This window comes from Sedimentitalea todarodis (genome assembly GCF_032595355.1).
Taxonomy (GTDB): domain Bacteria; phylum Pseudomonadota; class Alphaproteobacteria; order Rhodobacterales; family Rhodobacteraceae; genus Sedimentitalea; species Sedimentitalea todarodis.
Genome location: NZ_JASMWN010000021.1, coordinates 83,372 through 90,964, shown reverse-complemented (window position 1 = coordinate 90,964; position 7,593 = coordinate 83,372). Strand labels below are relative to the sequence as shown.

The following is a 7,593-nucleotide window of genomic DNA, read 5'->3' as shown; positions in this document are numbered from 1 at the left end:
GACCGAGGTCGTATAGAATGCGGGTGAGGGCTTCTCCTGTACGCGGCGGTTCTGGGAAAAATCCCGCAACATGGGTGAAATCTTCCCATGCCATGCGTGCTGGGTCTCGGTTCATCGTCGGTTTGGTTTTTGCGGTTTGTTCACCGCGATTGACCGTAGAGGGAGCAATCTTTTTAATATCTTTTTTTAAAGACTCTATGTGCCGGACATTTTGTCCGTTTGTGGCGGGCAGATCGTTGGATTCTGGTGCATAAGGTTGGTGTTCGATAGCTTGTAAATTATCTTCGGAACTAGCTTTTGCTGCGGCATGGTGTTCACCGTAGCTTGCGTCGGTATCGGCTCCGAGGGCTCTAAGTTCCGAGATAACGCTCAGGACTGCATCAACGGTTAGTGTTGCTCGACGCAGGACATTTCTGATCATGTTGAGGGTAGAGAGCTTTGCTTCATCGAAGCGTGTCTGTTGGAGTAGCGAAGCACGTAGGGCCAACGCCTCAGCCTTCAGTGAGCGCAAGCGCTCGCGTTCTTCGGTGAGTTGCAAGGCTTGTGTCGCGAGCGAGCCGTACCTCTGTATCAAGGGTTTCAGGTCGATACCGAAGGCATCTCTGATAACGCCTCCATACCTCAGCGGAAAGCGTTTGCCATTTGCTGAGTTCTTGCGTTCGATCAGTTCAGCAGCTGAGAGGCGTCCCAGGCTGCGTCGAAGTGTTCTCTCATCGAGTCCATTGGCGCGCTCTGAGAGAGAAGCGTTCGATGGGAACACGACAGTGAGCGTAAGTCGCTGGCTGTCCTGAATCTCACGTTCGTTGCGGGGTAGGAAGCTAATGAGCGCGGTCAGAACAGCGAGGTCATTGGTTGTGAGACCGAGCTCCTTCCTCAGTACGCGAACCGGGCCCAGAAGCTCGTAGGGGTTAGGGCAGGGCAAAGATGTCCGTTCCGCCAGGGCGGTTGTTGTTTCAGTTGCATGTCTCATGGTGTTTCGGAAGAAAAAGCTTCCCCGTTCACCGCGAGCGGTGTTGAAATCGATTCGTTTTGGGGGTATCAATCAGGTGTCGAGACTGATTGAGGCCCTTCGGAAGCATCGCTTTCGGGGGGTCTTTCTTTTTCTAGCCGGTCCTCCTTTCGTTCTCTGCTCGTTTCTTTTGATGTCTTGACCGCGGTCAAGACACGGGGTCGTCACTCTGGCCTGTCTTGACCGCGGTCAAGAAGCTCTGTGACCAGCTTCCGGACTGCCTCCTCAACACGAGGGACAAGATCCGCGTCCACATCGATGGTGATGCGGTTGCCTTTTCGGCCGATCTTCACGCGCTCACTGGGACGTGTCGTCTGCGTCGACGATTTGGTCGCTGTCAGCAAGGTAACCGCCGCTTCGAGACGGTCGGGGCCCGGTACGTTGCGAGGGATTTCGCCGGCAACTTCTCGGGCTCTCGCGACGTCTTTCTCGCACAGCCTGAAAAGCTTTTCCCAAACCCGTCGACCAACGCCGTGTGCAGGTCCGATAGCCTGGATTAGTTCCATCGGGATGCCCGTAGCGATACGGTTCATCCGCGAGACGAGCGATTCATCGATCTGAAGTGCCCGATACGCGATCGTTTGAGCGTTCTTGCGCGTTTCGTCGGTTTTCCCAAGTTCTCGAATGATCCCGGCGACAAACAGAGCCCTTTCGATGAACGATGGATCTTGGCGCGCATTATTCTCTACCCCTTGGGCAATGAGAGCTTCCTCGTCGGTCATCTCCATGACCGTAGCGCGCACTTTTTGACCAAGTTGGCGACAAGCGAGAAGCCGACGGCGTCCATAGACGATCTCAAGCGCACCGTCCTCGGTTCGGCGAACCAGCACTGGAACCTTTTGACCGTGCTCGCGGATCGACGAGACAAGCTCATCCAGACCATCGCTTGGATCGATGCGGTCCATGACCGCGGACATCCGTATGGCGGTCGGGTCGATCAGCCGCGTGGCGTGTTTATCCTCTTCGAGCACAGATGCTTGTGCGCGAGCTACTGTCGGGCTCGTTCGCTTCACATCCAGATCCTCGTCCGAAGGCGGCGTTTTGCCCATCGCGTTCTTGAGTGAGTCCCCGAAGACCTTACGCGCCATGGCTACGCCCCCATGCTTTCAGGATTTCGCGTTCGACTTCGTCGGTCACGCGCGAGACGGACTCGATCGCGCGCTCGTAAGTTCTGCGGTTCACATCGCGAGGTTCGACCTCAAAGATGCTCTGCTGGGTGTTCGCAGCATCACCCACCGCTGTTGATTTCAGAAACTCGGCAGACAATACGGCATCCCCGAGGACTGTCCGAAGCAGAGATGAAATCTGCACCTGCGGACCATCCGTATTTTCGTAACGGGTGATCAGAACTCGCACGAAGTTCAGTCCATGTTCCGGGGCGTGTGCCTCTACGACGCCCATCAGGTTGCTAGCCATGCCCAGAAAGCTCGCCAGCGACATGACATCGAGCATCGACGCGTTGAGCGGGATCAGGACCCCGGTCGATGCAAAGAGGGCAGAGATCACAGAGAAGTTCAGCTGCGGTGGGGTGTCAAATATCACCACATCATATCGGTTGAGGACGGGCTCAAGTGCTTCCCGGATGCGGCTATGGAACGTGGTGGCGCCGTGTCTGAAGCTCAAGGCGACCTCAAACTCGTATTCCATGATGTCCATGGATGCCGGGATCAGATCCACGGTCGGGAAGTTCGTTTTGCGAATGATCTCTGCTGCGGGCAATGGATCGTCGGATCGGATAAGATCGTATGAAGTTGGCATATCCGGATCAAGCTCGGGAGTTACCCCGAACAGGTTCGTCAGACTTGCCTGGCTGTCGAGGTCGATCAGCAAGACCCGGTATCCGCGGAGACCCAGTAGTTGTCCTACATGGGCAACAGATGACGTCTTTGCCGAACCGCCTTTCAGGTTGAAAATCGTCAAGACCTGACAAGCCTCTCCCGGTCTTCTGTGCGGGTGTTCTTCTGGCTTGATCCTTCCAGTCTCGAGAAGTACGCGTTGTGCCTCGACCATCTCCTCTGCAGAGAAGCTACGGCGGTTGCCGCCCTCCAGAACACCTTCGGGGAAGCCTTCGAGGTTTGACACATGATGGCGGAAGGTATTCTGATTAATGCGAAGAAGTTCAGCCGCTTCCCGCATGGCGAAGCGGCGGAGACCCTTCTGAGCGTCCGGTGGGAAGGTTTCCTGCGCATGTTCACGCAACCGACTACCAAGCCGCTTGGACATGACTTCAAATCTCTGGGAGGCCCGTATCCCGTTCATCACTGCCCTCAAGTCTTTATTGTTTTGCAAAGCTTAACAGATATTGTGGATAAATCCAGACCAAACCGTTGAGCGGCCTGGGGGCGTTGAAGGCACCCATTTCTGTCGACGGTAAACTGTTAAAAATCAGCGTCTTGGGCGACTGCGCTCTCACTCTACTTCAACACCTCGTTGCCAGCTGCGAAGTGACCACAAGATGTATTGTGAGTGCGTACAGAAATCAGTCGGCAGAATCGGATGGACGATTCTCCGGGATCTCAGTCGAGCAACCCCAGCCTCTCGGCCCGCTCCAGCAGCATCTTCACCGACGAAGGCTGCCAGCTTGTCCGCCCGCGCGGCGTGCGTTCGCGCATCGCCTGAAGCCGGGTGCAGATCGCCTGAAGCGTGATGTCGGGGTCCGCGCCCTTGATTCCGGCGACGATGGCGGGCAGGCGATCGTCCGTTTCGCGGCGCCCGGCGCGGGCCAGCACCTCGGTAGGCAGGAAGCCGTCGCGGACATAGGCCTTCACGGCGCGCAGCAGGCGGCTTTGGGTCCAGCGACGCGCCTCGGGCAAGGGGCCGTTGATGATGCGCAGCACGTCCTCCCAAGCCAAGTCGGGTCGCAACCGGCGCACATGGGGCACCCAATCTTGTGCCGTCTCGTTCAAACGCTCCATGTAGCCGTCCTGTCGCGCCAGCCGCACTTTGCGAAGAGCAGCTGGGTCTTTGGCACGCAGCCCAGGGTTCCCGCCCACGCGGCCCTTTGTGCGCGCGCTGGCGAGGCCGGCCTTGGTGCGTTCCCGGATCAGGGCGCGCTCGAACTCGGCCGCAGCGCCCAGGACCTGCAGCGTGAACTTGCCTTGCGGGGATCCGGTGTCGATGGGGTCCTGGATCGAGCGAAAGAACGCCCCCTTGGCCTCCAGTCGCTCGATCACCTCCAGCAGATGCGATAATGAGCGGGCAAGACGGTCAATACGCACGACAACCAGCGTGTCGCTCTTGCTGATGCGATCCAATACTCGAGCAAGCACCGGCCGCGCGCGATTGCCGCCTGAGGCGTGCTCTTCAAGGATTTCGACACATCCCGCAGTTTGCAGGGCCTCAGACTGGGGCAGGGGGACTGATCGTCTGTGGAAACGCGGGCGTAGCCTATCAGGGGCATGAGAACGGGCCGTTTGCAATTTTAGGTGCCACCACTAAACGACCGTTTGAAAACGAATGCAAGCAAGTGATCTCTTGTCGTGCTGGTGCACAATCCCTTGGTTTTCTTGCACTGAGCGCGATCTGAGAGGTTCCGCCGACAGTCGCGCGTCCGTACTATATAAAGAGCGCGGGCAACTGCCACAAAATCGCTTGGGTAATGTGCATAATATAGATATTTTGCACATATGAAGCCGCAAGCATCTACTTTTCCTGATGATTTTGACGACCCCCTCATCACCACCGAGGGGGATGTGGGGGCTCACGAGGACGACCTCTGGTTGTCGCGTTTAGTTCCCGATTTCAATTGAAGCAGTAAGCTGAAACTGAAGCGCTGGAATTTCACCTTAGCGCTTCACCAACACGTCAAGGTTCCTGAGCTTCACAGCCCTGCGGCTTTGGTCAGGTTCACCCGGAACCTGTCGCGCCTGCGCTGGTAGCGCCGGGTCATCTCGGCGGAGGCATGTCCAAGTTGCTTTTGAACATAGCGCTCATCAACCTCTGCCGACGAGGCGAGTCCGGCGCGTAAGGAATGCCCGGAGAACATTGCCAGTCGTTTGGCTTCCGGCAGATCGGATCTGACGTCGCTCTTCAGAACGGTTGCCTTGATCAGTCGTGCGACGTGCTTGTCGGAAAGGCGGGTCTCGAGGGCATGTTTGCCGTCCCGCGAGGTGCGCACGAAAACCGGCCCAAAGTCGATCTTCGCGAAGTGTAGCCATTGCTCCAGCGCATGGACGGGGCAGGTCTGGTCGCTTGAGCCACGCCCGACCTCGACCTCGCGCCACCCGGTCTTGGCGTTTAGCGTCAACAGAACACCTCCTTCGAAGATCTCCATCCAGCCGCCGGAGTCCGGTGTATCATCCTTGTGTACATCGAGGCTGACGATCTCGGAGCGACGGAGACCTCCAGCATAACCCAAAAGCAAGATCGCCCGGTCTCGGAGCCCGCGGAGATCGTAGGGCAGGGTGGCCACCATGGCCTGGATATCGTCAGGCAGGATAGCTTCCTTCTGAACCGGCGGGCGCGCATGCTTGCGTTTGATCCCAGCCAGAACAGTGGCGATGTGGCGGTCCTTGCGATCAAGAGTGAACCCGCGCTGCCTGTAGTTCCAAGCGAGGCCGGAGAGGCGCCGCTCAATGGTGGAGACCGAGAGAGCAGGGGCCTTCCCGGTCGCGGCGGCCAGGTCCGCCACATAGAGCCCGACCATCTCGGGCGAGGGGGGCAGGGGATCCGTCCCTTTCAGCCGGCACCAGCGGGTGAAGTTTTTCCAGTCGGCCGAGTAGGCCTTGTTGGTGTTCTCAGCTGTAGAGGCCTCGGCGTAATCGCGCGCGGTGTCGATCAGCCGGTCGAGCGCGCCGGAGCCGGCCACATGGGCGGGCAGAGCGATTGAGGCTCGGTCCCGAGAGGTTCTCTCGTCGTGTTCGTCACTGTCCAGCGAGTCATAGGACGCTGAGCTCGAAATCTCTGCGTCAGACGCGTCGGAATCCTCGATTTTGGTGCCGTTATTCGTAATACTGCTCATGTTTTTGAGCATATCATTTTTACGTCCGATAACACAAGGTTATCGGACATTATGGCAAAAGATAGAGTGAGGCGTTTTCTGTGCTATTTTCTGGAGAAAAGCGCCGCGATGGTTTAGGCTTCAGTCATGACATTTGCCCGACCGGAACACTCCATCGACACAGACACTCTACCCCGGATGCCCGCCTGGGTCACCTCGGCACGGGTTGAAACCCTTGAAGATGTGGCGTTTTTGTCGGGAGCGGCGCTGAACCACCTGCATCTTGTGTTGGGCCGCGAAGAGGTCCCCAAAGCCTTGTTGGGGGAGCGGCTGGCGCTGCCAGCGGCCGAGGCATGTGTCGGGTTTTCTGGTCGTCCGGAAAGAGCCCCAGAGCTGCGCGACGAGATTCATCTTCTGCGTCCCGGCGATCTACCCGGACCGGCAGGTGAAACCTATCTGATCTGGCGGCGCGCGGTGGAGCGGCCGGTGGCGGTCAAGGCTCTGGGCCGAGCTTTACCGACCTTCGAGCCGGGCCAGATCGCGACGTGGCTCGATGCGGGGGTGGGGGCGCCGGTCAAACGAGCAGCACTGGTGCTGGAAGCTGTTCTGCGCGAGGCGCCACGTGCTGACGAAGCTGCGCTGATCCTCGCGGATGCTGCACTCGCCCAGGCGCTTGGTTGGGATCATGTCGTGCCGCTGCTGGCGGCTGGCCTGAAACGTGCCGGCCTGCGCAAGCAAGGCGACGAATTGAAGCTCGCCTGTCATCGGGCGCTCGTGTCATCGGCGGCCGAGGCCGTGCGTCTCTCCACCAACCTCGCGCGCCGGGCGGCGCATCTGAAGGCGGTCGCACCAAAGCTTCGGGCCAAGGGGGCGGCCGACGCCGTCGAGATATTCCTGAAACAGGACGCGGTCGCTCCCTCAGTCTTGCCTTTGCCGGACCGCGCGGCGCGGCGGCTCTGCGACCGGCTGGTCGATCTCGGCGCGGTGCGCGAACTGACTGGCCGCGACACCTTCCGGCTCTATGGGGTGTAACGATGGCCAAGGATCGCTCCGAGCCTGAATTTGACCGCGAGTTGTCCGACCTGCCGCAGGAGCTGCGCTGGCGCGAATGGATGCGGCGGATCGAGGCGGTACTGTTTGCCTCTGCCTCGCCTGTACCGCGCGAGGATCTGGTGCGCATAGTGGGGCAGGCGACCTCGGTTGATCTGCTGATCGAGGATCTTGCCGCCGATCTGGAAGGGCGGGCGTTCGAGATTGCCATGGTCGCAGGGGGGTGGATGTTCCGGACGCGGTCTGTTTACGCGCCTGCGATCCGCTCCGCAGCGGATGTCGGGGACCAGTTGCTGGACCTGAACGAGTTCGACGTCGCGATTTTGGCGGCCATCGCCTACCATCAGCCAATCACGCGCGATGGGCTGAAGGACATCTTCGGCAAGGAGATCGGTCGGGACCTGATCGGGCGGCTCCATGCACACGGTCTGATTGGAACTGGGCCGCGCGCGCCGCGTCGTGGTGCCCCCTATACCTTTGTGACCACAGACGCGTTCCTCGCGGCCTTCGGGTTGGAGAGCTTGCGGGACCTGCCGGATCCTGAACAGCTGAATGATGCCGGGCTGGCCGCGAGCGCCTGAAACTCACCGGGAAT

6 protein-coding genes and 1 pseudogene are annotated in these 7,593 nt (G+C 59.2%); 2 read left to right on the top strand and 5 right to left on the bottom strand.

What is annotated here, in order from left to right; genetic code table 11:
- The 5 genes and pseudogenes from QO231_RS20795 to QO231_RS20775 form a co-directional block, all read right to left on the bottom strand.
- Nucleotides 1–1,042 (bottom strand): helix-turn-helix domain-containing protein (locus tag QO231_RS20795; RefSeq protein ID WP_316781083.1); only part of this gene is annotated, 1,042 nt, incomplete at its 3' end.
- A 131-nt stretch (nucleotides 1,043–1,173) separates the two neighbouring features.
- Nucleotides 1,174–2,097, bottom strand: a complete 924-nt coding sequence (locus QO231_RS20790) for a ParB/RepB/Spo0J family partition protein (RefSeq protein ID WP_316781080.1) — start codon at nucleotides 2,095–2,097, stop codon at nucleotides 1,174–1,176.
- Nucleotides 2,087–3,232, bottom strand: coding sequence for a plasmid partitioning protein RepA (gene repA / locus QO231_RS20785; RefSeq protein WP_161489483.1), 1,146 nt, complete (start codon nucleotides 3,230–3,232; stop codon nucleotides 2,087–2,089). Before repA ends, QO231_RS20790 begins: the two co-directional genes overlap by 11 nt.
- Before the next feature lie 293 nt (nucleotides 3,233–3,525).
- Nucleotides 3,526–4,409 (bottom strand): annotated as a pseudogene (locus tag QO231_RS20780) (recombinase family protein).
- 420 nt (nucleotides 4,410–4,829) lie between these two features.
- Nucleotides 4,830–5,969 (bottom strand): tyrosine-type recombinase/integrase, encoded by a 1,140-nt coding sequence (locus QO231_RS20775; RefSeq protein WP_045685084.1) that lies wholly within the window; start codon nucleotides 5,967–5,969, stop codon nucleotides 4,830–4,832.
- A gap of 126 nt (nucleotides 5,970–6,095) precedes the next feature.
- Here QO231_RS20775 and QO231_RS20770 point away from each other — a divergent pair, with 126 nt between their 5' ends.
- Nucleotides 6,096–6,980 (top strand): DUF1403 family protein, encoded by an 885-nt coding sequence (locus QO231_RS20770; RefSeq protein ID WP_316781069.1) that lies wholly within the window; start codon nucleotides 6,096–6,098, stop codon nucleotides 6,978–6,980.
- A 2-nt stretch (nucleotides 6,981–6,982) separates the two neighbouring features.
- Nucleotides 6,983–7,579, top strand: coding sequence for an SMC-Scp complex subunit ScpB (gene scpB, locus QO231_RS20765; protein ID WP_316781067.1), 597 nt, complete (start codon nucleotides 6,983–6,985; stop codon nucleotides 7,577–7,579).
- The last annotated feature ends 14 nt before the right edge of the window (nucleotides 7,580–7,593 follow it).

What these genes read in the sequence shown, in the direction of transcription:
- QO231_RS20770 (WP_316781069.1), top strand. Translation starts at nt 6,096, where the DNA reads ATGACATTTGCCCGACCGGAACACTCCATCGACACAGACACTCTACCC.
- QO231_RS20790 (WP_316781080.1), bottom strand. Translation starts at nt 2,097, where the DNA reads ATGGCGCGTAAGGTCTTCGGGGACTCACTCAAGAACGCGATGGGCAAA.
- repA (WP_161489483.1), bottom strand. Translation starts at nt 3,232, where the DNA reads ATGTCCAAGCGGCTTGGTAGTCGGTTGCGTGAACATGCGCAGGAAACC.
- scpB (WP_316781067.1), top strand. Translation starts at nt 6,983, where the DNA reads ATGGCCAAGGATCGCTCCGAGCCTGAATTTGACCGCGAGTTGTCCGAC.
- QO231_RS20775 (WP_045685084.1), bottom strand. Translation starts at nt 5,969, where the DNA reads ATGAGCAGTATTACGAATAACGGCACCAAAATCGAGGATTCCGACGCG.